The 25,867-nt window shown below is 45.4% G+C and carries 24 protein-coding genes; 13 read left to right on the top strand and 11 right to left on the bottom strand.

What is annotated here, in order from left to right:
• Window positions 1-27: 27 nt before the first annotated feature.
• The 4 genes from KNQ05_RS11880 to KNQ05_RS11865 form a co-directional block, all read right to left on the bottom strand.
• A complete protein-coding gene (locus KNQ05_RS11880; protein ID WP_088836414.1) occupies window positions 28-936 on the bottom strand; it encodes a YihY/virulence factor BrkB family protein in 909 nt (302 codons plus the stop codon).
• Between the two features lie 89 nt (window positions 937-1,025).
• A complete protein-coding gene (locus KNQ05_RS11875; RefSeq protein ID WP_088836413.1) occupies window positions 1,026-1,451 on the bottom strand; it encodes an NUDIX hydrolase in 426 nt (141 codons plus the stop codon).
• 41 nt (window positions 1,452-1,492) lie between these two features.
• Complete coding sequence (locus KNQ05_RS11870; RefSeq protein WP_029332752.1) at window positions 1,493-2,404, bottom strand: guanosine-inosine kinase; 912 nt, start codon at window positions 2,402-2,404, stop codon at window positions 1,493-1,495.
• 190 nt (window positions 2,405-2,594) lie between these two features.
• A complete protein-coding gene (locus tag KNQ05_RS11865; RefSeq protein WP_088836412.1) occupies window positions 2,595-3,488 on the bottom strand; it encodes a 1,4-dihydroxy-2-naphthoate polyprenyltransferase in 894 nt (297 codons plus the stop codon).
• Between the two features lie 160 nt (window positions 3,489-3,648).
• Between KNQ05_RS11865 and KNQ05_RS11860 the strand changes: the two genes are divergently transcribed.
• The 6 genes from KNQ05_RS11860 (at window position 3,649) to menC (ending at window position 10,798) form a co-directional block, all read left to right on the top strand.
• Entirely contained in the window at window positions 3,649-5,028 is a 1,380-nt protein-coding gene (locus tag KNQ05_RS11860) for an isochorismate synthase (protein WP_214766632.1), read from the top strand.
• On the top strand, window positions 5,018-6,667 hold the full coding sequence (gene menD / locus KNQ05_RS11855; RefSeq protein WP_214805462.1) for a 2-succinyl-5-enolpyruvyl-6-hydroxy-3-cyclohexene-1-carboxylic-acid synthase: 1,650 nt from the start codon (window positions 5,018-5,020) through the stop codon (window positions 6,665-6,667). Before KNQ05_RS11860 ends, menD begins: the two co-directional genes overlap by 11 nt.
• Window positions 6,664-7,440 carry a 2-succinyl-6-hydroxy-2,4-cyclohexadiene-1-carboxylate synthase gene (gene menH / locus KNQ05_RS11850; protein WP_214770003.1) on the top strand — a complete coding sequence of 259 codons (777 nt, stop codon included), beginning with the start codon at window positions 6,664-6,666 and terminating at the stop codon, window positions 7,438-7,440. The genes menD and menH overlap by 4 nt, the downstream gene beginning before the upstream one ends.
• An 18-nt stretch (window positions 7,441-7,458) precedes the next feature.
• On the top strand, window positions 7,459-8,283 hold the full coding sequence (gene menB, locus KNQ05_RS11845) for a 1,4-dihydroxy-2-naphthoyl-CoA synthase (protein ID WP_029332747.1): 825 nt from the start codon (window positions 7,459-7,461) through the stop codon (window positions 8,281-8,283).
• A gap of 74 nt (window positions 8,284-8,357) precedes the next feature.
• Window positions 8,358-9,731 carry an o-succinylbenzoate--CoA ligase gene (menE, locus tag KNQ05_RS11840; protein WP_214766638.1) on the top strand — a complete coding sequence of 458 codons (1,374 nt, stop codon included), beginning with the start codon at window positions 8,358-8,360 and terminating at the stop codon, window positions 9,729-9,731.
• Window positions 9,728-10,798 (top strand): o-succinylbenzoate synthase, encoded by a 1,071-nt coding sequence (menC, locus tag KNQ05_RS11835; protein WP_214802455.1) that lies wholly within the window; start codon window positions 9,728-9,730, stop codon window positions 10,796-10,798. Before menE ends, menC begins: the two co-directional genes overlap by 4 nt.
• A 400-nt stretch (window positions 10,799-11,198) precedes the next feature.
• Here menC and map read toward each other — a convergent pair whose 3' ends face one another.
• The 5 genes from map to KNQ05_RS11810 form a co-directional block, all read right to left on the bottom strand.
• Entirely contained in the window at window positions 11,199-11,945 is a 747-nt protein-coding gene (gene map / locus KNQ05_RS11830) for a type I methionyl aminopeptidase (protein ID WP_088836406.1), read from the bottom strand.
• A 14-nt stretch (window positions 11,946-11,959) separates the two neighbouring features.
• Window positions 11,960-13,150 (bottom strand): EAL-associated domain-containing protein, encoded by a 1,191-nt coding sequence (locus KNQ05_RS11825; protein WP_214766642.1) that lies wholly within the window; start codon window positions 13,148-13,150, stop codon window positions 11,960-11,962.
• Window positions 13,151-13,223: 73 nt separating this feature from the next.
• Complete coding sequence (locus KNQ05_RS11820) at window positions 13,224-13,490, bottom strand: hypothetical protein (protein WP_029332742.1); 267 nt, start codon at window positions 13,488-13,490, stop codon at window positions 13,224-13,226.
• A gap of 97 nt (window positions 13,491-13,587) precedes the next feature.
• Entirely contained in the window at window positions 13,588-15,174 is a 1,587-nt protein-coding gene (cshA, locus tag KNQ05_RS11815) for a degradosome RNA helicase CshA (RefSeq protein WP_088836404.1), read from the bottom strand.
• A 337-nt stretch (window positions 15,175-15,511) separates the two neighbouring features.
• Window positions 15,512-16,366: a S1-like domain-containing RNA-binding protein gene (locus KNQ05_RS11810; protein WP_029332740.1), complete on the bottom strand. Its 855-nt coding sequence runs from the start codon at window positions 16,364-16,366 to the stop codon at window positions 15,512-15,514.
• A gap of 237 nt (window positions 16,367-16,603) precedes the next feature.
• Between KNQ05_RS11810 and KNQ05_RS11805 the strand changes: the two genes are divergently transcribed.
• From KNQ05_RS11805 to KNQ05_RS11775, 7 genes are all read left to right on the top strand, one after another.
• Window positions 16,604-16,771 (top strand): hypothetical protein, encoded by a 168-nt coding sequence (locus KNQ05_RS11805; RefSeq protein WP_204251421.1) that lies wholly within the window; start codon window positions 16,604-16,606, stop codon window positions 16,769-16,771.
• A gap of 131 nt (window positions 16,772-16,902) precedes the next feature.
• Complete coding sequence (locus KNQ05_RS11800) at window positions 16,903-17,208, top strand: hypothetical protein (RefSeq protein WP_088836403.1); 306 nt, start codon at window positions 16,903-16,905, stop codon at window positions 17,206-17,208.
• A 39-nt stretch (window positions 17,209-17,247) separates the two neighbouring features.
• Window positions 17,248-17,505 (top strand): hypothetical protein, encoded by a 258-nt coding sequence (locus tag KNQ05_RS11795; RefSeq protein ID WP_029332738.1) that lies wholly within the window; start codon window positions 17,248-17,250, stop codon window positions 17,503-17,505.
• A 77-nt stretch (window positions 17,506-17,582) separates the two neighbouring features.
• A complete protein-coding gene (locus tag KNQ05_RS11790; RefSeq protein WP_088836402.1) occupies window positions 17,583-18,281 on the top strand; it encodes a lysophospholipid acyltransferase family protein in 699 nt (232 codons plus the stop codon).
• A 1-nt stretch (window position 18,282) separates the two neighbouring features.
• Window positions 18,283-20,175 carry an ABC-F family ATP-binding cassette domain-containing protein gene (locus KNQ05_RS11785; protein ID WP_214805460.1) on the top strand — a complete coding sequence of 631 codons (1,893 nt, stop codon included), beginning with the start codon at window positions 18,283-18,285 and terminating at the stop codon, window positions 20,173-20,175.
• A gap of 151 nt (window positions 20,176-20,326) precedes the next feature.
• The gene (locus KNQ05_RS11780; protein WP_088836400.1) at window positions 20,327-22,168 is read left to right on the top strand and encodes a GGDEF domain-containing protein; all 1,842 of its coding nucleotides are present in this window, start codon (window positions 20,327-20,329) and stop codon (window positions 22,166-22,168) included.
• 12 nt (window positions 22,169-22,180) lie between these two features.
• Window positions 22,181-23,971, top strand: a complete 1,791-nt coding sequence (locus KNQ05_RS11775) for a GGDEF domain-containing protein (RefSeq protein WP_214805458.1) — start codon at window positions 22,181-22,183, stop codon at window positions 23,969-23,971.
• A gap of 57 nt (window positions 23,972-24,028) precedes the next feature.
• On the opposite strand, the gene KNQ05_RS11770 is transcribed toward KNQ05_RS11775, so the two are convergent.
• Together KNQ05_RS11770 and KNQ05_RS11765 are read right to left on the bottom strand one after the other, a co-directional pair.
• The gene (locus KNQ05_RS11770; RefSeq protein ID WP_214766646.1) at window positions 24,029-24,673 is read right to left on the bottom strand and encodes a hypothetical protein; all 645 of its coding nucleotides are present in this window, start codon (window positions 24,671-24,673) and stop codon (window positions 24,029-24,031) included.
• Entirely contained in the window at window positions 24,670-25,842 is a 1,173-nt protein-coding gene (locus KNQ05_RS11765) for a DEAD/DEAH box helicase (protein ID WP_214805456.1), read from the bottom strand. Before KNQ05_RS11765 ends, KNQ05_RS11770 begins: the two co-directional genes overlap by 4 nt.
• Window positions 25,843-25,867 lie beyond the last annotated feature (25 nt).

Genomic DNA, 25,867 nt, shown 5'->3' with positions numbered 1-25,867 from the left:
CAACCGGTTTTTAGAGTCTTTTTTTTATCACCCGAACGTATTCGTCGGAATCGAGTCGAGATCCGCTTGTTCTTTCAGACGTTTTTCTTCCATTTTTTTCGGATCAGCCTTCTTCATGAAACGTTCCCATGAAGCATTTAATTCTGAACCCAGTAAAATAATCAATCCTGTGAAGTAGAGCCATAAGAGAACGATGACGACACTCCCGAGTGAACCGTACGTCTGGTTGTAATTCGAGAAGTTCGATACGTAAAATCCGAATCCAACGGACAGCAATTGCCAAACGATGACACCGAACACGGCACCTGGAATCGCCTCTTTCATCGTAATCGGACGCTTTGGTGCAACACGATAAAAGATGGATAAGATGACAATCAGTAATACTGTCGAGATTGTATACCGAAGGACCGTCAAGAGAACTTTTTGCCCCATATCAATCGGTAAAACGAAATCTGCTAAGTAACTAATGATCGGACCACCGAGGACGTTTAAGATGATTAGCAATAACATCCCAATCCCGAGAACGACCGTCAAGATTAAGGCGATTCCACGCGAAGCAACAAAGCTCCGTGGAGAAAAATCTCCATAGGCGTGATTGGCAGTTGTAATCAAACGATCGACACCTTTAGATGCTGACCAAATCGCTAAAATCGCACCAATCGAGAGCAGACCACCTTGAGGTTCTTTGATTGCTTGGAAGATGACATCCGTGAATGTATTCACTGATCCACCCGGTGCTAAATCGCGAAGTTGCGATTCAAGTGTTTGCTGGTCAATATCGAAAAATGATAATACTGAAATAACAAAAATGATACCTGGGAAAATCGATAAAAACCAATAATAGGCGAGCGTTCCAGCGTAGTCTGTAATGTTATGATCAGACATCCGCTGCTTTAAATTAAGTGCTAACCCTTTTGGGTCACGTGTATGCGCCATCCTCATCATCTCTCCTTAATTAAAAAGAGGCAGTCTAGGACTACCTCATCATCTTCCTATTTATTTCCCTGTTTAGTTCAACTAAAACCTCAAATATCTTCTAGTCGAATATCATAAAATCGTTCTGTCATCTCTGACAATTCCTTGACGAGAGAAGTCGGACGAACCGGTAACTGTTTTAGTTCGCTACGTTTGACCCAAAGCGGGGTATACCCAGATGATGTATCTTCGAACTCTTCTCCAGTCCCTGTACCAAATACTCCACCCGTGATTTTCGCCCAGTAATATGGATTGTCTAAATCGTTAAAACGAACGATTGCTGCTACCCCTTCGAGTTCGACATCGACACCTAATTCCTCATGAGCTTCCCGAATCGCCGTTTGTTCGAGCGTCGCCCCCTCTTCGAGACCACCTCCGGGGAAAACGTAATACGTCACGTCTTGTTTATCCCGGCGAATCAAGGCAACCTCATCTGCTTCATTCAAAATGATGACGGCACTTCGTTGTATTGGCATGGCTATCCTCCCCACATTTACATTAGACATAGTCCGGTTACTTATCGAATCGTCTCTAACATCTCAGGAACTAAGCCGTTTTCTGTAGAAGCGATGACTTCGGCCGCGACTTTCATTCCGAGCGTTAAGGCGTCTTCTGCTTTTTTTGCGTCTGTTAACTCCGACAAAACAGCTGAGAAGAATGAGTCTCCCGCTCCAGTCGAATCGACGACCTTCACTTTTTTTGTTCCGATGTGACCAGATGTCGCACTGCGGCGATCAACATAGACTGCACCAAGCTCGCTCATCGTCACGACTGTGAACGGTGCCCCTTTTTTCGCCAGTTCATTTGCCACATGAAGCGCATCCTGAACCGTCACGATTGATAAATCAGATAAGATTTCTGCTTCTTCGCGGCTGCAGATAAATCCTGTGAATCCTTGCAAAAGGTGACGATTCCGTTCGATGACACTGAGGTGTCCGCACACTCCGAACAACGGCAACTCCATTTTTCGGCAGAGATGAATCAACCGTTCTAAAACGGTCACGGATAAATCTAAATCGATCGCGACTGCATCGACTCCATCTAGGGCGTAGACGGACTGGCGAAGAATCGCTTCTTCTAATAATTTTGCGTCAGGTTGCTTTGAAATCGATGTCTGGAGGTCACCCTCGTTATCCATGACGGCTAACCACATACCCATTCCGTTGTCGTCAAGCATTTCGACGTGATCCACATTTGCACCGTATGATTTTAGTTCTTCCAACACGCCGACACCGATTTGGTCGTTCGTAACCGTCGAGATAAAGCGAACATCATTCCCGAGAACGGCTAAGTTCTGCGCTACATTCCGTCCTGTACCACCATTTGAAAACGTGATGTCTCCAACGTTTTTCGCATCCTTATGCAATGGAGCGAACGAAGTTCCTTTTATGTCGACGAATACTTTTCCGATTACCGCGATTTTATTCATTCCAGTTCCACCTCTAAAAAAAATTCATGATTCCCGAGTATCCACTCGAATATTTCAGGCACATTGCTTCAATTATAGTAAAATTTTAAATCTGTGACAACCAATCCTACTCTTACGAGTAACTCGTGCATGGCAAAAAAATACCCTGCTGCCCGTATTCACGGCAGTAGGATATTTTAAAGGTATTATTTTAGAAGTTAGCGAACGTCAAGCTAATCGCAAGCAACAATCCGAAAATTGTATTTACTTTTCCCGTCTGCGCCATTCCCGGCATCAATTCTTGTGGTTCAAGGTCGTCCCAAAACAGCTTCACGGCCTTGATCATCAATGGAATACTCAGTAAGGCAAGTAACGCGAACCAGGAAACGTTAAACGCAACGACGGCAACGATTAACGAAATGACGGCAGCAACAAAAAAGGCGATCAGGACGTAGACTGCCGCCCGGTGACCGACGAGGCAAGCAATCGTTTTTCTTCCGTTCACTTTATCGTTGTCGAGATCACGAATATTATTCGCTAGCAAGATCGATCCAATCAAAATCGCGACTGGCACTGAAATCGCGACCGCTTCCGTCGGGACATAGCCAATCTGGAGATAAGCCGAAATGGCGATGATGACGTACCCCATGAAGAATCCGGCGACGATTTCCCCGAACGGCGTGTATGCAATCGGGAGCGGTCCCCCGGTATAGATGTAACCGACGAACATCGAAACAAGTCCGACTAAGAGCAGCCACCATGTTGTCTCAAGACAGAGATAAATCCCAAGCAGTGCAGCAATGCCATAGAGTGATAAGGCGAAGGCAAGAATCGTCCCCGGCTTGAATCCGTCCCGGACGATTGAACCACCGATGCCGACCGACTCTTCATTGTCGAGTCCCCGCTTGTAGTCATAGTATTCATTAAATAAGTTCGTTGCGATTTGAATCAACACCGATGCGATCAACATCGCAAAAAATAGATCGAGTCGTAATGACTCGATACGTGGTGCGACGATAGCCGTCCCCACGACGACCGGTACAAAACTCGCTGTTAATGTATGTGGCCGTGTCATTCGCCAATATACGGCGATTGATTTATTCATATAATAAACCCCTTTCCCGTCTAAGTGTATCGGGTTTCGTTTTTTGCTGTCAATGCTCAATGAAAGATAGCTTATTCCTTCTTTTTTTTCAACAAAAAGTTTACACTTAGATTAAGTGAAACGTATCACAGTATCTACAGACTAGGGGGCAATGAGCGGTATGGCTTACGCTCAACAAGAGCTTAAACAACGTATTGAACAGGCCGTTGGTCATGCGAACGCATACCAGCGCTCTATAATCGCTTCTTATTCATGGGAAATCGAAGCGCAAGACGTCAATTCATTGACGTACGGAACAAAAGAACGCTATTACTTTACGACACCCGACCGATCGATGCGTGCCATCGGTTTCGGTATTGCGAAACAGTTAAAAGCGTCAGGACACGACCGATTTTTACGAATTCAATCCAAATGGTCGAATCTCAACCGCGATCATGTGGGTGATGATTTATTTGCGTTTTGCGGTTTTTCGTTCAGCGAACTCAAAAACCCCGATTATCGCTGGTCTTCCTTTGGAGAAGCCTCGATGACAGTTCCAAAGTTTTTATTCTTAGAACGGGATGGACGGACGACCGTTACACTATTCGCGATCGTCGACCCTCAGTCAAACGCTGAAAAAACACTCAATCAACTCGCTTCCGATTACGCCGAGTTACACCAACCAAAAACAAGTCGTTTCGTGACTCGGATCCGAATGACTCGCGACGGGAATGAGGCTTTTGAAGCGTCTTTCCATCAAGCGACACAACTTTTAAAAACATCGTTAAAGAAAATCGTGTTGGCCCGTGAGGTCGTGTACGAAATGGATCAGGCCGTCGACCTTGCCGGACTCGTCCGCGAACTCGAGCAGTCTCAACCGGGAAGTTATGTTTTCTTCTTCCAGCCGACCGTCGACGAGGCGTTCCTCGGAGCTACACCAGAACGACTCGTCTTAAAAGAAGGAAACCAAATTAAAACAGCTGCCGTCGCTGGTTCTGCGCCACGTCACGAAGTCGAACCAACAGATGATGCACTCGGTCTCGAGTTGCTCGAAGATAAAAAAAATCGTGTCGAACACTCAATCGTCGTTGACTCCATCACGAGTACGTTACACGATTTATCGACTCGAATCGAGAAACCGGATCAGCCGATGTTGCTTAAGAACCGCCACATCCAGCACCTGTATACACCGATTACTGCTACGTTGTCACCGGATGTGACGTTGCTGCAGATTATCGAAAAATTACACCCGACGCCTGCTTTAGGTGGCGAACCTAAACTAGAAGCAGTTCAAGCCATCCGTGAGATTGAAACATTCGAACGCGGTTGGTACGGTTCTCCTGTCGGGTGGATGGACGGTCAAGAAAACGGTGAATTCATTGTTGCCATCCGGTCAGGTCTTTTCACTGAACGGTCGGCAATTCTCTATGCCGGTTGCGGACTCGTCGACGGGTCACAACTAACGAGCGAACTAGAAGAGACGGAAACGAAACTTTCACCGATGCTTCAAGCTCTTTCACATCTGTGCACGTTAGAAAAGGATGATGTTTATGTTGACTAAGTGGATGCACACATTAATCGATACGCTCGTCGCTAGCGGGGTACGGGATTTCGTAATCAGTCCCGGCTCTCGCTCCACACCACTCGCGATTGCTGCATTTCTTCACCCGTCTAGCCGTACCCACGTCCTCGTTGACGAACGGTCGGCTAGTTTTTTTGCTTTAGGATTAACACGGACGGAAGAACAGACACGTCCCGTCGCTTTGATTTGTACGAGCGGGACAGCTGCGACGAATTATTTTTCCGCCATCACGGAAGCAAACATTTTTGAACTCCCGTTGATTGTTTTGACCGCTGACCGACCACACGAATTGCGTGGGGTTGGAGCACCACAAGTCATCGATCAAGTCGGTCTTTACGGAAAACAAGTCCGTCATGCATTCGATTTACCTTTACCCGAGGAACAAAGTCTATCGTATGTCGCTCATGTTGCAACGCGGTCCGTCCTGTTGGCGATGACCGAACCGGCCGGACCGGTCCATATCAATGTCCCGCTACGCGAACCGTTGATTCCGGAGCTTGATCCATTGCGGACTGGGCGAACTGTCGGAACACTCCCCCATTTTGCCGAGCAAATGACGACTGACGAGCTCCTAGCTCTTCTATCTACAAAGCGTCTTTTGATTGTCATCGGACCACAACTTTCGACGGTCGATACAAAAATTATTTTGGATTACGCGAAACACTCGCGAATCCCCGTATTAGCGGATCCCCTGAGTCAAGGACGTCAGTACAAAACAGACACCGTTTTTGCCTTCTATGATACGTGGCTAAAAAATGAGACAGTCAAAACAGTAGCTAAACCCGACCACATCTTACGGTTCGGAGCAATGCCGACATCAAAACCTTACTTACTTTGGTCACATGATATTCCGACGACGGTCGTCGGTCATGCGGCAAATTGGCGTGCTCCGCAACTGCATACGAATCTGTTAGCCGGGCATCCGAGTCAGCTCCTGAGGATGCCCGTGACTGAGCATGATCCTGCTTATCTCAAGACGATCCAAAGAGCTGAAGAAACAGTCGGCACTGTCTTTACGACGCTCGATCAAGACGACCTGACGGAGTATAACGTCGTTCGTGCCTTAAACACCTTGTCGTCAGGCAGCTTATTCGTCTCAAACAGCATGCCGATTCGCGACATCGATACGTTTTTGCCTGCAGGTACACCGCTTCGCCTTCTCGCCAACCGGGGTGCGAATGGAATCGATGGGATTTTATCGAGCGCAGTCGGTGCGACATACGATGCACAGGAACGCTACTTGCTCGTCGGTGACCTCGCCTTTATTCATGACGTCAATGGCTTGATGATGGCACGGACTCGTCCGATTACCATCTTGCTCATCAACAACACCGGGGGCGGAATTTTCAACTTCCTCCCACAACAGCAACAGCTTGAATCCGAGGTCTTCGAACCGTTATTCGGAACAGCCCAGCATCTCGATTTCAGTCATATCGCAGCCGGTTATGGGGTCAAACATCAAGTCGTCACGTCGATTTCCGAACTGAAAACACGGTTAACCGAACCGACGACCGTCACACGAATTCTCGAGATTCGAACAGATCGTGCGACGAACGTCCTGAAGCACCGTACGATTTGGGAACAGACGAATCATGCGCTCACGGAGTGCTTTCAATGAAGTTACGTGACCATGACTACCATCTCGAAATCGAGGGGCAAGGTCCTCCATTGTTGTTACTGCATGGGTTTACCGGCAGCAGCGGGACATGGACGATGCTCAGTGCACGACTTCAGGAAACCTACACCGTCTATCGGATTGACTTGCTTGGTCATGGAAAGACGCCGCCTGCTGCATATCAGCGGATGCGTTTGACGGAACAAGCCAAAGACTTACAAGCGTTACTTGCGACAAGAAATGAACGATGGACCGTGTTAGGCTACTCGATGGGTGGACGGATTGCCTTGATGCTTGCAGCCTGTTCAACGCAAGTCCAAAAGACGATCGCTGTCAGTACGACACCTGGCCTAAAGACAGCACACGAGCGCCGTGCCCGGCGTGCAACAGATCGGCTTTTGCAACAGATGTTGCTTGAAGACGGACTCGAAGCATTCGTCCGGCACTGGGAAGCGTTACCGCTATTCGCAAGCCAGCAGCAATTACCGTCATTTGCGCAGCAACAGATTCGGTCGGAGCGTTTGTCCCAATCAGCAGAGGGGCTAGCCGCTTCACTCGCCGCGCAAGGAACAGGGAACATGCCGTCTTTATGGACCTGTCTTCAAGACGTATCCATTGAATGGATTGTCGGGGAACATGATGAAAAATTTAAAAAAATTGCGCACCAAGCGGCGGATCCAAAAAAAATCCACCAGATTTCGCATGCAACGCATGCCCCACATATCGACCAACCGGAAAAGTTTGTTACAATAGTAGAGAAACTACTCTTAACTTAAGCAAATGGGGGAATTTAGATGAAATATGCTCCAGAATGGGCAGCAGTCCGTAGTTATGAAGACATTAAATACGAAAAATGGAATGGGATCGCTAAAATTACGATCAACCGTCCTGAAGTGCGCAACGCGTTCCGTCCACACACGGTCCATGAATTAATCGATGCGTTCTCACGTGCGCGTGACGACCAAAACGTCGGTGTCATCATCTTGACAGGTGAAGGCGATCTCGCTTTCTGTTCAGGTGGAGACCAAAAAGTTCGCGGACATGGTGGTTACGTCGGTGAAGATGAAATCCCACGCTTGAACGTCCTTGACCTTCAACGTTTGATTCGTGTTATCCCGAAACCGGTCATCGCGATGGTCGCTGGTTATGCAATTGGTGGCGGACACGTCTTACACTTAGTCTGTGACTTAACGATTGCTGCTGATAATGCGAAGTTTGGACAAACCGGTCCTAAAGTTGGATCATTTGATGCAGGGTATGGTTCTGGTTACTTGGCTCGTGTCGTCGGCCATAAAAAAGCGCGTGAAATTTGGTTCCTCTGCCGTCAGTACGGTGCTCAAGAAGCACTCGACATGGGACTCATCAACACGGTCGTTCCACTTGCTGATCTGGAGCAAGAAACAATCCAATGGTGTTCTGAGATTCTTCAACATTCACCAACAGCTCTTCGTTTCTTAAAAGGAGCGCTCAATGCAGACTCTGATGGTCTTGCTGGAATTCAGCAACTTGCTGGAGATGCAACATTACTCTACTACACAACAGACGAAGCAAAAGAAGGACGCGATGCGTTCAAAGAAAAACGTGATCCTGACTTCGGTCAATTCCCACGTTTCCCATAATACGAAAAAAGGTTCAATGTCGTGAGACGTTTGAACCTTTTTCGTATCATCTTGAAGAAAGGATGTGATTTCTGGTGTACCCTTGGATTTATACACGCGCTAAGGAACAACCTAACGACTTAGCTCTAGTCACAGATCAAGCCCGCTTATCTTGGCAGGAATTATATACGGCAGCACACAAATTAGCAAGTGCCTGGGCAAGCCACCTTTCGCGTGGTGACCGGATTGCTCTTTATGGTCCTGCAAGTCAGTCATATATCATTGCCATCCATGCGGCACAACTACTTGAATTAACAATCGTCCCACTCAACGTCCGCTTAAGTCAGCGCGAACTGGATGATCAATTAAAACGAGCACAAGTCAAATATGTCATCTCCGACCGGACGCTAGATACCGATATCAAGATTTTACCGTTCCACTATGTGAACACGGCACCTGACATCATCGTTCGACATATGCCAAAACACTATGTCCAATCGATGCTCTTTACGAGCGGAACGACAGGTCGGGCTAAGGCAGTCGAACAGACAATGCTAAATCACTTTTCAAGTGCGATGAATGCAGCACGTCATATCGGTTCCTCGACGGATGATCGCTTCTTAATTGTTACCCCACTGTTTCATATGAGTGGTCTCGCTGTCGTTTACCGTGCTGTCATCTACGGCGCCCCTATCGTCCTTGAACCTCATTTCGCCCCGACGAAAACGATTGAATGGATTAAAAATGAACGGATTACCCATGTTTCCCTCGTTTCTGTCATGTTGGATCGGCTGCTTGAAGCAGGGTTGCGTCGCTATGATTTACGTGTCGTCTTGACGGGCGGTGGACCGGTCCCTTTACCGATTTTGACTCGCGCCCTCGATCGAAAGATTCCCGTCATGCAAACATACGGGATGACAGAAACCGCTTCGCAAATTGCGACACTATTGCCGGAAGATGCGTTACGAAAAATCGGTTCTGCCGGCCAAGCAATTGCCCCGACCGATATCCGAATCACACGCCATCAAGAAATCGAAGTCAAAGGACCGACCGTCATGAAAGGTTATTTTTCAGATGAGCAAGCGACCGTAGCATCTTTTACCGCAGACGGCTATCTCAAGACAGGTGACCTTGGACGTTTAGATGAAGAAGGCTATTTATACGTTCTCGATCGGCGAAGCGATTTAATCATTTCAGGCGGTGAGAATGTCTATCCGGCTGAAGTCGAATCTGCCCTGCTCTCGATTGACGGAATCAAGGAAGCTGGTGTCGTCGGTCGCTTTGATTCGACTTGGGGACAAGTCCCTGTTGCGTTTATCGTCAGCGCTGTCGATGAATCGGTCGTCCGTCAAGCAATCAGTCAGTTGCTTGCCAAATATAAGTGTCCCGTCACCTATGTTTATCGTGACGCTTTACCGCGTAATGCGAACGGTAAACTGCTGCGCCATCAATTGAAGGACTTCGTATGAAGATCACACTTCGAAGCGCAGAATTATTTGATGTCCGATTAACATTCCGTCAGCCGATGAAAACGGCACTCACTACTTTAAGTAATCGCCGAACGACGATTCTCCGATTGACGGACACAGAAGGCAACATCGGTTACGGGGAAGGTGTCGCCTTTGAAACACCTTGGTATACCGCGGAGACACAAGATTCGATTCATGCCTTAGCTCCCGTCCTCTATCGCTTGCTTAAAGGACCGCTCAATCATCCGTCAGAAGTCGCAACACGCTTTCACCCGATTCAAGGAAACCAGATGGCAAAAGCAATGTTCGACGGCGCCGTCTATGAATTGTTTGCTCGCGCGAGTAACCAAACGCTTGCCACGTATCTCGGGGGTGACGAAAACAAAGCCATCGCTTGCGGAAAAGCACTTGGTCGCGCGGAAGCCAGCAAGACGGTACATGCCGTTGAGGACGCGTTACAGGACGGTTTTCAGCGTATCAAGCTAAAGCTAGACCCAACGGATACCTCCGTCTTAGCGCACGTTCGAAAACAATTTCCTGATGCGCCTTTAATGTTTGATGCCAACGGAAGTTTCACCCGTTCCGAGATGAATCTCCTGCAGGACTGGGATCAGTATGGATTAATCATGATGGAGCAACCATTTCGGGCAGATGATTGGTTGACGCATCAATATGCTGCGTCACTGCTCTCGACTCCTTTATGTTTGGACGAATCGATCCAAACGGTCACTGACGCTGACTTAATGCTCTCACTCGGTGCAGGTCAAATCATCAACATTAAACCGGCACGCGTCGGAGGCTTGACGAACGCCCTAGCATTAAGAGATAAAGCGACGTACTGGCTCGGTGGAATGTTCGAGAGTGGAATCGGGCGTCGGCAGACGCTTGCTTTCGCTACACTACCTGGTCTAGCGTATCCGATTGACATGGCTGGAACCGATCATTATTTCGCCGAAGATCTCCTTGAAGTCGACTATCGAATCGGGAACGGTCACATTCCATACGCCGAGCACGAGGTTTCACTCGAGCGGTTAAATCGGCTTACCCGGTCTAAAATCGTTCTTTGAAGACGCGAAGGAGCAATTGCTCCTCAAAAAAAGAATAACAACACGTAGTGCCTGTTAAACTACCGCTTTTGTCCACCGGGCATCATTTCGTCTACAAACCATTAAGAAGCGTAAACACGCGGTATCGAGATGCAATCCGTTCGCGCTTCCCTGTCTCGCCTCGTCTTCAAAGCGGCAATCGGTCACGGTATTACCTAAAAAGCGTCACGTTTCGTTGACTCCTGCGGGGAAAAGTGCGTTTTTAACGCGACTTACCAAAGGCAGGCAAGACCTGTCCGTGAGGATTAAGGAGCAACGGCTTGCTCCTCCCGAGGAAAGCAACGAAAAAAGACGCTTGATCTCCCGATAGCACTTTTTCTGCATTCTAAAAGCGCCATCCCTTTGCGGAACGACGCTTTTTTTAGTCTGCCTTCGTCAAGATTTCGTATCCATCCTTCAAGACAACGACGCTATGTTCGAACTGTGAAACCAAACTTTTATTTGGCGTGTACAGTGTCCAGCCATCCTTTTCATCTTCCATACAAAATTCGTCGCTCGTCGAGATAAACGTTTCGACTGCGATGACTTGTCCTTCTTTCAATAAATCATTTTCTTCTCGGTTGAAGTAATTCGAAATCGACTCCGGTTCACCATGCAACGTTTTTCCTAATCCATGTCCAGCTAAATTCCGAATGACCGTAAAGCCATTTTTGCGTGTTTCCGCATAGATTGCTTTACCGATTTGATTGACTTTCGTACCTGCTTTGACTTTCTCAAGTCCTTTTTCAAGGGCAGACAATGACACCTCGACCAGTCGGACGTGCTCAGGACGCTTCGCTTCTCCTGCAATCACCGTTTTACCTGTATCTGAATAGTAGCCATCTTTGACTGCCGAGACATCGACGTTGACGATATCGCCTTCTTGAATGACATATGCACCAGGAATACCATGAGCCGCGACTTCATTGACACTGATACACGTTGCTCCAGGAAAATCATACATGACGATCGGTGCTGATTCCGCTCCATGTTCCTTCAAAATACGCGCTCCGATATCATCAAGCTCTTTCGTTGTAATTCCTGGTTTGACAGCATCCGCCATTTCATCGCGCGCAATGGCGACGATGCGCCCAATCTCACGTAGTGCATCATAATCATAGTCCAACATGTTTCATTTCCTCCTTATTCACTTAACCGTTCTTGATATAAATAACTTGCTGAAATATCAGCAAATAAGAACATCCCATTATTTAGCGGCATACTGAACGTTCGCGTTTGTTCACTCGAACTGAAATCGACGTATCGATCAGAGAGGTATCCCGTATGCCGTCGTTCCATCGCAACCGTAGTCCGAATGAAGTACGGTCGAAAACTCCAGTTATAACCTTTGTAAAACGCATATGTTTTCCATCCACCGCTCTTTTTACTAACGTTTGATGATTTTTGAAAGCCATTCGCGTCTGTGATGTAAAAGCGAATGAATTCGGGTTCCATCTTTTGGGCCAGCCTAATTAGCCATTCATCCAATGCTTCATCTGCTTTTAACGACTGGCAGTACTCATTAAACCGAATCGTCCAGTCTTGTTCGAGCTGGAACAAACGATTCATCTGTTCCCGGTCATATTTATAGAACATTGGCACTTCATGTAATAAGATTTCCATGCCTGGGCATGTCGTCACCCAGTCAGGTGTCGTCTCACCGAGTAGATTTCCCATGTAATAGCGCCCACCATGTTGCCATGCATACCGAAGTTGACCAAGATGGCTGATATTTTTGTAAAGAAGTGGCGCACCGAGCTGGTCACATAAGTGTTCCATCGTTTGTAACAGGTGCGGATAGCTCGCTGAAACGGTTTTTTTCTCAATCATCGAAGATAAGTCGACAATCAGCATGTCCGGCGACATGGCAAAAACGCGTTCTAAGCTCGTCGCCTCCGCACGATCAAGCGCAACCTTTAAGCCAGAGTTTTGATAGTACGCAACGATTCGTCCGAGTCGATCAAAGTCATCCACTTGGACATCGGTCAGTGTGACATATAACCGGTCTTCCGGAAAGTCGATCTGTGCGTCACGTAAGATACTCAAAAAATCTTCACCACCATTTTCGAATAACCAATCAGGTCGACAGCGGATTAAGACAAATGAATGCGCATCGGCCGGGACTTTTTGAAAAGCATGGCGAATGACATGACTCATGACTTCTAACTGGTATTCAATTGGTACATCATCTTCTTGAAAAAATGGCTTCAGCGGCTCACCGCGAAAATGAGATTGGATTTCATACCCTTCCACTTTAAAAGGTGCCGCTCCAACAATTGGTTGGAACCACGCCTCAATCTGTTCGGGATGAACAATGACATCTAATGCATCCATTCTTCTCCCCCCCTATTCTCTTGTTCTATCTTATCAAAAAAAAGACCACCCTGTAATCAGAGAGGCCCCGTCTTTAAAATAACGTTGTATCTTTTCTTAACGCAATGTACAAATAGACACCAAATGTCGCCGTTAAATAGATAATGCTCAGAACACCGTATTGAATGCCTGTAGCACCACCCTTACCAATCGCTAAGACGAGAAAAATAATCCCGCCAAACAATAACGTCGCTAAAGGGATATAACGAAAGTGTCCTTTTGTCGTCTGCTCGCTAATTTTTTTAGTTGCGATGAGCAGTCCAATCAGACAAATGAATGCTGCTGCATAAATGGTATACACGAACGATTCAGCCCTCTCTATATCTTTCATTGCTCATTTTATCATGAGAATTCATAAAAAAGAACCGACTTGTCTGTGACAAATCGGTTCGGATTTTTTACTTTTCAAAACGTGGTTTACGTCCGCCACGGTTACGATCACTTTCGCTACGGTTGCTACGACCAGCGTATCCACCTTCACGACGATCTGATGACGATGAACTACGGTTTCCTTCAGAAGGACGACCGCCTTCACGGCGCTCCCCACCACGCGGGTTGCTGCCACGGTATCCGCCACCACGGTTAGAAGAACCAGAACCTGATCCACCTTTATTGCCGTAAGGACGACGGTTACCACCGCCACCGTTGCTACCAAAACGTTTGACACGGATTGGTTCGATTGACGAAATTTGAACTGGAGTTGCATCCGGCTCTTTCGTTAATCCTTTAAGCGCTGCTGCGATTAATTCAACCGCTTCATACTCTTCAAGAAGTTCTTGCGCGAGTGTTGTATACTCTTGTGAGTTTTTCGCTTCTACACGTTTGATGAGTTCTTGTGCAGCAAGCTTCAAGTTGCCTTCCAAGATTTCGTCAAGTGTCGGTGCGTGACGACGTGACATTTTTTTGTTTGTTACACGTTCGATTGTTTTGATTTGACCAAATTCACGTGGTGTAACAAACGTGATTGCTGATCCCGTTTTACCAGCACGTCCCGTACGACCGATACGGTGAACGTAGCTCTCTGGATCTTGTGGTACATCAAAGTTGTAAACGTGTGTAACACCAGAAATATCAAGTCCACGTGCTGCAACGTCTGTCGCAACAAGGATATCGATTGTTCCTTTTTTGAAGCGACGAATGACTTGGTCACGTTTCGCTTGTGTTAAGTCACCGTGTAAACCGTCCGCCGTGTATCCACGTTGGATAAGTCCTTCCGTCATTTCGTCAACACGTTTTTTCGTACGACCAAAGATGATTGAAAGTTCTGGAGAATCTGTATCAATCAAGCGGCAAAGCACATCGAATTTTTGGCTTTCTTTTAGTTCGATGAATGATTGGTCGATGTTTTCGACTGTCATTTCTTTTGCTTTTACTTTGATGTGCGTTGGTGTTGTCATGAAACGATCCGCGATTTTACGAATCTGTGGTGGCATCGTTGCAGAGAACAAAAGTGTTTGACGAGTTGGCGGAAGTGTACCTAAGATTTTTTCGATATCTTCCACGAAGCCCATGTTCAACATTTCATCTGCTTCATCCAAGATGACTGTTTGAACGTGGTCAAGGTTTAATGTTTTACGGTTCATGTGATCCATTAGGCGACCAGGTGTCGCAACGACGATTTGTGGGTTCTTGCGAAGCGCACGAATCTGACGATCGATTTGCTGACCACCGTATACTGGCAATGCATGAACGCGTTTCATTTCACCAATGCGGTTAAGTTCTTCTGCTACTTGAATCGCAAGTTCACGAGTCGGTGCAAGAATCAACGCTTGGATATGGCGCGATTTTGCGTCAAGACGCTCAATCGTCGGAATACCGAATGCTGCTGTTTTACCAGTACCTGTTTGTGCTTGACCGATTAAGTCAACGCCGCTAAGACCGACTGGAATTGTTTCTGCTTGGATTGGAGTTGCTTCTTCAAAGCCCATTTTTAGGACACCTTTGATAAGTGCCTCACTAAGATTTAATTCACGAAATGTTGTCAATGCTAAATACTCTCCTTTGTCATATGAAAAGCGTCTGCCACTAAACAGACGCTACCGTAACGAATACAATCGACTACCTATTATAGCAGAAGCCCGTCCTTAAAGATAGAGGCTATTTCTACTGATAATAATGTTTAGGGAAGTCACCATCATAATCGTTGCCATAAGGGCGAGGGAAAGGCATGATGCCCGGACCGTTCAACGCTTTAAATCGCGCCGCTTGCCCCCACTAGTGATGGGGTTTTATTTGGAAATGGTCGCCGGTTAAAACCAGCCGCAACCACCAAAATGATGAATTCCTAACTATTTATTCGAAACGTAGGTTCAGTTGGCTAGCTTACTTCGTTAGCCGAATACCCGTTTCATGTTTTTCTATTTTTTTATCTTTCAACAATCGACCTAGAGCACGTTTGAAGGCAGCCTTACTTAGGCCGAATACCTCATCAATCGTCTCAGGAGGTGTCTTATCACCATACGCCATCTGACCGCCATGTTCAAGTAGGTGGTTCAGGATTAAATCCGCATCGATGTCGATTGCCTCGTGAGCACGTGGTCTTGCTGAAAGTAATACTGTACCATCTGGCTTCACATTTGTCACCCGTAATTTCATAACTTCTCCGAGACGCGGCCACCGTTCCATCTCTTGTTCATGTAGAAAACCAATCGATTGATCGTTCACCCAAACGTTGACACCCGGATCACGCTGGGCAAAGACAAGTCCTTCAACGTCCATGTTATTCCACTCTTCCGGTGCCGGTTGCGCCTTAAGATTGAAATAGGCATAAGGAGCCGGGTCACCTAACAAACGTAATTTTTGATCATGTTTCAAACGAATGTAAAGTTCGTCTCCCTCTTCCGGCCAAAATGTCCGGCGTTGCGGAAGATCGTCTAGTGAGACGAGAACATCCTTTTGAATTCCGATGTTCGCAAAAACACCTGTATTGTAACGTGTTCCGTTAATCGGTGCTTTGACGTAATCCTCAAATGACGCTTCCGGAATCGTCATTGATGAGGCGAGACGCCCTTCATTGTCTTGGTAAAGGAATACTTCGACCTCTTCTTCTAGCATGAGCGATTTCGTCTGTTCATTTTTATGAAGTAAGATATCCTCCGTACCATCACTTAAAAACACACCAAATTCTGCTTCACGCTCTACTTTTAATGTGACAACCTGTCCTGCACGTAGTGCCATTTATGGTCATCTCCTTTCATTAACTTGGTTAAGCTGAAACACTCAACTAACCGTAAGTTCTTTTCATCACCTTCAATACTATACTCTTTTTCAACCTATCTCCGACATCAAATGGAAGCGAACAGTTGTGACATTTTTGTGAACGAATCTGATTTAAGTGATTTTTTTGAAAAAAACAGATATGATAAAAGAATAGGAAAAAGAAGGTTTAGTTTTGGTAAATATGGGGGAAAAACTATGTTTCATGACATTCAATCGCGTTCTTTCGCAAGACGCTTTACAAAAACGTTAGTATTCGCTTTTTTCGCATTTCTCGCAACGATTGGAATTGTATTCGCTGAAGGGTCGAGTAGCACTGATTTGTCTCCAAAGACACCTGCACTCCAACAAATCGATACACCTTAAAATCTACATCTCATCGTGTAGATTTTTTTATTTGTTTCCGAAGTTTTACTGGACGATAAAGGAAATCCTGCTTCGTTAGCGAATTGCTTTACTAGACACACTTAGTAGAGTGACACGAAGGAGGAAGTACTGTGTATTTTTACTTATTTACGACGCTTACGGGTCTCATTAGTACATACCTTAGTTTTATCACGGGATATTATACCGATTCAGTCGGGATTTTCGTCTTCACCCTATCCATTTGTCTTTCACTTTCATCTTTTAGACAATTAATTCGTACGACATATCATGGTTATCATGAATATATGCAATACCGCCGCGTCAAAAAACAGTTGGAGCGTATGAAGAAACGGGAACACTCTTATCAATTGTCTTATGAACAAAATGACACAGTCGCATCACTTGCATTATCAACGACAGAACAGCATGATAAATAAAGAGTTTGACTTCATGTTTTTAGGAGGAACCGATTCATTATGAATGAAATACCACTATCCAACGGCTGGACACTTCGTTACTCACCTGTCATCGACTTATGGCTAAAAGAAGATGGTGTTTTACTCGTCGATCATGAAGATAAGGTACGTTTGACACTCATCCTCGATGAAGAGACGATGGAAATCAAACAAATCGATAATACGAATGCCTCGTTCTCCATCGATCCGACGACGAGACGCCTGACATTCGAACTCGGCGAGAGTGAAGAGGAATCTGAACCTCGTTACTGGGAATAAAGAAGAAGACCGGGTGCGATACCTGGTCTTTTTTTGTACAATAATAATACACAGTAAAAAAGGAGTTTGATGCCATCATGTTACGCACGATCATCTGGTTCATTCATTTTGGGCTAGTATTACCTCTTACATTACCATTTTTGCCTGGCGCAAAACGTCGAACACACGCCGCTCGCTACGCGTATACACAAAAAGTAGCACACGTTTGGGCGAATTCGCTCCTTCGCTTAGCTGGAGTGAAAGTCCGTCTGACAGGGGAAGAACATATTCCGTCTGATCAACCTGTCGTCTTCATCGCCAACCACCAAGGGAATTTTGACATCCCGATTTTGCTCGGACATATCGCAAAACCCAAAGCCTTTATTTCGAAAATCGAAGTCAATAAGATTCCAATCGTCAATGTCTGGATGAATTTAATGGGATGTGTCATGATTGACCGAAAAGATCGCCGACAGTCTTTAAAGGCGATTCGTGCCGGTGTCGAGACAATCAAAGATGGGCAATCGATGATCATCTTCCCGGAAGGTACTCGCTCGAAAGGCGGACCGATTGCTGAGTTCAAAGCAGGGAGCTTCACCCTAGCAACATCTAGTGGTGCACGCGTCGTTCCGATTGCCATTTCAGGAAGCTATCGTGTCATGGAAGAGACTGGTCGGATTCGACCGGCAACTGTCGATGTGACAATCCTTCCATCCATCGACCCTGCTACAATGACCCAAAAAGAACTCGTCGCTACTGTTGAACAACAAATCAAGCATATTGTAGAAGGAGTCTGACATGCTACTTAAAGTAGATCAATTAAAAAAAGAATTTGCTGATAAAATCGTTTTTGAAGACGTAACATTTTCCGTCACACCCGGAGACCGGATTGGAATTATCGGTGTCAACGGGACAGGAAAATCGACACTGCTCCATATTTTAGCAGGAAAAGAGACAGCTGATTTCGGTGAACTGCATCATCCGAACGATTACCGGATACGTTTACTTTCACAATCGACAGATTATCCGGAAGATCAAACAGTGATGGAAGTGCTCCTCTCCGGAAACACACCGACAATCAATGCTTTACGCCATTATAAAACAGCTCGTTTAGCGCTTGAACAAGATCCGACAAATGAAACGTTACTCAAACGATTTATCGATGCCCAAACGGAAATTGATGCCGCAAATGCCTGGGATACGGAGTCTCGCCTTAAAATGATTTTAACGCGACTTGGCATTACAGATTTAGAAGCAAAAATCGGTTCGTTATCGGGCGGCCAACGGAAGCGTGTCGGCTTGGCAGAAGCTTTGCTCGACGAAGCCGATCTATTACTACTCGATGAGCCAACGAATGAACTCGATGCAGAAACGATTACTTGGCTCGAATCACAGATCAAGGAATACCGTGGAGCGATTCTGTTGATTACCCACGACCGTTATTTCTTGAATCGTGTCACGAATCACATGATGGAAATCGCGAACGGGACGGCCCATTTTTATGTCGGAAACTATGAGTCATTCCTTGAAAAGCGGGCTGAGCGCCGCGAACGGACTGCTTCAATGGAAGAGAAGCGCCAAAACATTTTACGCCGTGAACTCGCTTGGCTACGTCGTGGTGCAAAGGCACGGACGACAAAACAAAAGGCACGGATTCAGCGTGTCGATGCACTCCAAGAACTCTCTTATGAAGAAGAAGAAGCAACACTTGAAGTACAAGTCGGTTCGACACGACTCGGTAAAAAAGTCATCGAAGCAACGGAACTTGGTCATACATTTGGTGAACGAACACTGTTCGAATCATTTAGCTGGTTATTCGGTCGAAAAGAACGTTATGGCATCGTCGGTCGGAACGGGAGCGGGAAATCGACACTGTTGTCGATTTTAGCGAAACAACTTGAACCGACTCAAGGGGAAGTCGTGCACGGGGAAACGGTCAAAGTTGGGTTTTATGGACAGTTCGCCGAGTTCACGCACCCGGAACGTCGTGTCATCGATGAAGTCGAACGGATCGCCCAGGTGATCACGACACTTGATGGTCAAGAAATCACAGCCAGTCAGATGCTTGAGCAGTTCTTATTCAAACCGGAAGCACAGTATAAGCCGATTGGTAAATTATCCGGTGGCGAAAAGCGTCGACTCAAGTTGTTGACGATCTTAATGGATGAACCAAACGTCTTGTTCCTCGATGAGCCGACGAATGATTTAGATACAGAAACGCTGTCGGTTCTTGAAGATTATCTCGAGTCCTTCCCCGGGACGGTTATCACAGTCAGTCATGATCGTTATTTCCTCGACCGTGTCGTCAATCGGTTACTTGCGTTCGAGAATAGTACGATTGTCTCTTATTATGGGCAGTATACGGATTACCTGGAACAGCGTGAGGATGAGACACCTGAAGCAGCTATCGTGACTGAGGTAAAAGAAGTGGTAGCTGCTCCAACCGACATCCCGAAAAAATTGTCTTATCAGGAACAACAAGATTGGACAACGATTGAGACACAGATTGAAAACGCGGAAGCTGCGCTTGAGCAACTCGAACAACAGCTCGCTTCGGCAGGTAGCGATATCGGGCAAGTTAATGAACTCTATCAAAAGATTGAGCAAGGAAAATCCCAACTCGATCAACTGATGGACTATTGGTCTTACTTGTCCGAGAAGATAGAGGCGTACGAATCTTATAAAAAATAATTTGTTTTTGATTTATTGTCTATTTGACCGTATATTTTCCTTTCCGGAAAAATGCGGTCTTTTTTCTTCTGTTCCAAGTACGTTTTTTCCAAATTGAGGGTAATGAATTATATAGTTAAACTGTTACTTTCATTAGACAGGAGGTTTTCTCATGTCAAAAGCGTTCAAACGAATGACAGGAGGAATCGTCATTTATTTGATTATCTCGTATACCATCCTTCTTTTAATTCCAAACTCATTCGTCTTACCCACAGCCGTCTTTTCAAGCTTTGTCGGGTCTTTATTGATTACGAGTGCCGCCATTTTATTTTATAGAAAAACACCTTCACCAGAACTTAAATGGATCCTCATTGCTGTAAGTGCTTATTTCATCGGAGACTTAGGTGGAGTTGTCAGTGGTTACTTTTCGCTCACGTCTGTCAATTTGAACGTCCTACTCGACTTTCCCTATACAATCCATCTCTTGACGATTACCATTTTTTTATTCCGTCTTTTGGATATTGAACATTTCCGTTCACAAAAGCTTTTAATTCTTGATTCATTGACACTTTTTACTGTCGCGATGATTGCTGGATACTTGACAATTTTTAAATACATCCCCGAATACACAAGAACGTTCGCGGAGCAGCTCAGCTGGGATATCTATTCATTCTTGACCATTCTCCTGACTCTTTTCTTTTTCTTACTCTATGCTTCCGGTTTAAAAAAACCGGTCTCGTTGTTCGCTTTTAGTTTTTTAATGGGTGGAACGTTTTTATTAGGTATGATCAACTTTTTATTTTACAGCTTTTTATTGAACGATTTTACTTTTTACGCAATGCTTTTATTACCGCTCTATCCGCTGAGTAGCTATTTTTTCATTAGTTTCCTAGTAACTTGGCATTTACCGATCATCGCTAAACAACAATTATTGTTACTTCGGATTGAACAAATTCTTCGTCCTTCTTTTTCATACATCTTACTATTACTGTTAATTACCTATGTCACGTTTTCACCTGTCACGACACGCTTCTACTTCATCACAATCGCGACCACTTTTTTACTTTTCTTAACGCGGCAGCTTTTTTCTTATCGCGAAAATGTACGCCTTTTACGAGAAACGACTTCGCTACAAGAAAATTTGGAAACCATCGTTTCACAGAAAACGGAGTTACTTCGGTTACGCGAACAAGAATTCAAGGCACTGTTCCTCTCCTATCCGCAAATGGTACTTGAAGTAAATCAAGCGAGTCACATTCTATCCGGAAATCCTGCAGCCATTCGAGAAGGATGGATGGAGAAGTCATTGAAAGACGAACAGGTCCGTCTTTTCAAACAAGTAATGGAGGCGCTACATGCCAATAAAGGGGTCCCTTCCTTATCAAAAACGTTTTATATCCCCCATGACGAAGAGGACCTCATCTACACGATGACGTCGATTTGTATAGCCGATCAAGAACGTGTCTTTATCATTTTATCCGACGTCACAGAAGATGTTCGCCAAGAACAATGGTTGGAGAAATTAGGAAATCATGACGCTTTGACCCGTTTACCGAATCGGCGCTTTTTTGAAGAACAATTGCAGACTCTCCTCCCTACCATACGACATGGATCGTTATTGTTTGTTGATTTAGATGGTTTTAAAGCTATCAATGATACGTACGGGCATGATGCTGGAGATTTATTACTTCAAGAAACCGCAGGCCGGCTACAACAACTAATTCAAGGAGAGGAGCTTGTCGCCCGTTTAGGAGGAGACGAATTCATTTTATTCACCGTTCGAGACGAAGATGAGACGACTGCATTTGCGAGTAAGTTGCTCGCATCACTCAATGAGCCGTTTTATATTAAAGATCAAACGATGTCTGTCACACCGTCCATCGGTATTTCGCTTTATCCGAGTGATGGAAAAAGTTCGAATGTCCTTTTGATCCGCGCAGACGAAGCCATGTATCACATTAAAAATACGAACAAAAATAATTTTCAGTTCGCCGCTCAACTAAAACGCAACTAGGAGGAAACGCATATGCAACAATCCCCCTACTTCATCAGATGGTTCCCTTCACTACTAATCATTTCTTTGATTTTAATTCTCTATTCATACACGCAAGGCTCATTCATGAACCACCTTGTCAAACAAATTCTAGAGTACTTGTCATTTCTTTTAATCGGACTTTTCATCCTCATCGCCTATAAAAAAGAACGGTCACTCGTCGTGCCAAGACGAAAATTTTGGATCATCGCCTTCATTTCACTTATCTTCTCGCTAGCTGCTTCGATTTTTGAAACCATTAACTTATTCAGTAATACGCTGTCTTTTCCGAACAGTTATAGCTTAATTTGTTTCTCCATTTCGCACTATATATTTTTAATCGGACTTTTTTACCGGATTGCTTCACAAAAGAGTTTTTCACAACATCTGCTTGCATTCGTGGATGCTCTAATCATCGTCGTTTTTTTAGGACTTGCTGCTTTTCATACATTAAGCGAACTGGCCGACCCGACAGCTAGTACGTTCCCGTACGATATGATCGTCGTCCTCAACACTTCACTCGGATTGTTTGTTCTCTTCTACTTCTTTTTTGTTCAAGAAACACACTGGGTTTCCCGAACGACGTTATCTCTACTATTCTTTTCACTGTTCATTCGTGGCATGTATGAAGTATCTGCTGTATACTTTCCAGATTTCACGGAACAATATTTAGTCTTTTCTCCTGTATTGATTCGTCTTGTTCAAAGTGCAGCAATCTTATGGCACCTTGATCACATCACTGAAGGTAAACAAGCGTCTCCTGTCGTTCAGAGAACTTGGCTGCCTTTGCTCGCAATTCCACTATTTTTACATTATGTCATCGAACTCGAAGGTAAAAAATTTGATGTGTTCATCATCTTATTGTTACTAATCATTCGACAAATCATCATCGCTCGGCAACATACGTTGCTCGTGCAAAAGTTAAACGAGCGAAACGAACAGTTAGCCGAACGCATCGAACACCGGATCCGGCAAATCAAAGAAAGTGAGCAACAAGTCCTGCCACTGTTTTCAAGTCATCCTGATCCAATCATCCGCTTTGATCAAAACGAAACAGCGACGTATGCCAATCTTGCGGCTCAAGCAACGTTTAAGCTTTCTGCCTTGTCAATCGAAGTACCCACTCACTCAGTCTTACATCTTCAGTCTTCCTTACAGCTTGATTCCAATCGTTATCTCGATGAATCTAACCGCCAATATGAATTAACAAAAATCCCCATCCACATCGCTTCAAAATCGGCCGGTCATTTCTTAGTCTTACACGACGTAACAGAACAAAAGGAGCGGCAGCAACGGATTGAATACCACGCGTTTCATGATGTTTTAACTGGTATCGGTAACCGTCGTTCGCTCGAACGGACATTCTTATCGATTGACCAGTCCGTAAACTATCTGGCGTTACTTGATTTAGACGGTTTTAAATTAATCAACGATACGTATGGGCACGAAGCTGGTGATTATGTCTTAATCGAAGTTGCTCGTAGAATAAGTCTAGACCTCGAACGCGAAGAGTCAGTTTACCGGCTGGGTGGTGATGAGTTCGCCTTGCTAACTTCAGCGAAAGATGAACTTTCACTCCGACGTCGCTGTAAACATTTCTTACAATTATTGCGTCGCCCTTATGTTTATAAAGGGCAAACGTTACATGTCTCGGCCAGCATCGGAGTCGCTCCATTTTTCGAAAACGATGATTTAGAAAGTTGGCTGAAACATGCTGATCTCGCCATGTATCGCATCAAAAACCGCGAAAAAAACGATATTGCGCTGTACCATCAAGATTTTTAAACGAACAAACGCCCATTCACCCTAACTTAGGATTGAATGGACGTTTGTTTTTTGCTGTTATGCTTCAGGTCGTGGTGCAATGTTTCCCTCTTCGATATCGAGTAATAAGTCAATCAACTCCGCACAAAATTCAGGATACTGACGCAATAGTGCGTCGTCACCGACTTCATCGACAAAATCAGCTAAAAGAACACGCACTTCAGGTACAAGTGCTCGCGCAACCTTCATATAGGCGATTGCGAATCGCCATTTGCCTGAAATGTAGAGAAGTTTGCCGACTAACAGATCGCCAACCGCAACGTCAATCTCTGTCAAATCGGTCTGATACGTTTGTTCCGACATGATGTCGAAGACGCCGTCTTCTTTTACAAGGAAAAGCGACGGAACAGGATCGGCCAGCCCTCTTAAGGCACGATACAGACTTTGAGACATATCTTCTTTGACTTGTTCTAAAAAACGACCATGCGGTGTTTTCCCTTGTTCATCGGTCTCATAAAAAATGGCCCAATCGACGAACAAGTCTCGGAATAACTCAGCATCTTTTAAATACCAACGTCCTTCCGTCGCGATTTCTTCGATAAATGCGACCCAATCGGTGCTTCGAGCAGTGGCTGCTTCTTGATATAAAGTTTTGAGCGCTGTGTTCATCTCTGCTTCGGATACAGTCGTCGGAAACGGGATAATCTTTCGCTCACTTTTCATCGTGTTGGTCCTTTCCGGTGTGGTTTCGCCGGACTTTTAAGTGCTTCCGGTTCCGTGACTTCACGTTTTGGAATCACTTCCCCGCCATAAATCTCCATCGGTTCAATTTCCACACCCATTTGTTTCGCTAATGTTTTCAGGTGTTTCAGATCATGATCCGTGACGAGCGCAAGGACCATACCGGACGCGTTCCCACGCCCTGTTCGACCTGAGCGGTGGACAAAATCATCAAGGGATTCCGGTAAATCATAATGCACGACATGCGTGACGGCATCAATGTCCAGACCGCGTGCAGCAAGCCCCGTCGTGACGAGTAACGGAAACTCTCCCCGTTTATATGAACGTAACGTCTCCATCCGTTCTCTTTTCCCTTTTTCGGCATCTAAAATCCGGTATTTCAGCGAAAACTTGCTTAATTCACCGTTTAACGGACCGAGGAAAGAACGGTTGTTTATAAACGTCAACACTTTGACCTGTTGCATATTAGACAAACGACGTAACATTTCCGGTTTCAGACGACGGGACGTTTCGATGTAACCGAACTTGACTTGCGTCGTCTCCGTCCGTTCAACTCGGATGACTTCTGGATCATTCGAAAGTGTCCGTCCCCATTCTGCTGTCCGTTCAGGTAATGTTGCTGATACGAGTGCTAACTGGCGGTCACGAAGCGCACTGTTCGCGATGCGCGTCGCTGATGCACTCATTCCACTTTCGTAGATTTGATCAGCCTCATCTAAAACAATCAATTTTACTTTATGCATCTTCAACTTTTTTGAATCAATCAACTCAACTAAGCGTCCTGGTGTCCCGACAATAATTTGTGGTTTTTTCTTGAGACGCTCATATTGACGTTTTAATTCAACGCCACCGATGAACGCACCTGACTTAATCCCGCTTCCTTGGGCAAATAATTGGATGACTTGATGAATTTGCATGACCAGTTCTCGTGTCGGTGCCGTAATCGCGACTTGAACGTGTGGTTCATTCGGATCGATGCGCTCGAGGGCTGGAATGACATAAGCGAGCGTTTTCCCAGTTCCTGTCGGCGCTTCGACTAAGACATCTTTCCCCTCACGGATTAGAGGAATGGCTTGTTCTTGAACGGGCATCATTTGTTCAAAGCGTGCTCGTTCCCACGCTTCATTAATAAAAGGTTTAGTAAAATTCATAACGTATCTTCTCCTACTCTCTTGT

The organism is Exiguobacterium sp. s125, from assembly GCF_018618605.1.
Classification (GTDB): domain Bacteria; phylum Bacillota; class Bacilli; order Exiguobacteriales; family Exiguobacteriaceae; genus Exiguobacterium_A; species Exiguobacterium_A oxidotolerans.
Note: the sequence above shows the minus strand (reverse complement) of the source record. Positions and strands in the feature narration are given on the sequence as shown.